Origin of the sequence: Staphylococcus sp. EG-SA-14 (genome assembly GCF_017151935.1) — a bacterium.
Lineage (GTDB): Bacteria > Bacillota > Bacilli > Staphylococcales > Staphylococcaceae > Staphylococcus > Staphylococcus aureus.
In genome coordinates, this window is sequence record NZ_JACVZM010000079.1 from 1 (window position 1) to 325 (window position 325).

Sequence of the window (325 nt, forward strand, 5' to 3'; positions counted from 1 at the left end):
ATTATTTCTTATGAATTCAAGCTTATTTAAAACTCTTTATTCACTCGGTTTTGCTTGGTAAAATCTATATTTTACTTACTTATCTAGTTTTCAATGTACAATTTCTTTTTAGTCAAGCGCTCGCATAAGCAATATCACTTTAACCAAAAAATATTTGAATGTTAAATAAACATTCAAAACTGAATACAATATGTCACATTATTCCGCATCTTCTGAAGAAGATGTTCCGAATATATCCTTAGAAAGGAGGTGATCCAGCCGCACCTTCCGATACGGCTACCTTGTTACGACTTCACCCCAATCATTTGTCCCACCTTCGACGGCT

Annotated in this window: 1 rRNA gene; it reads right to left on the minus strand. The window is 34.2% G+C overall.

The features are described 5' to 3' along the window. Positions 1–242: 242 nt before the first annotated feature. A 16S ribosomal RNA gene (locus IDG63_RS14365) occupies positions 243–325 on the minus strand; the annotation flags it as partial.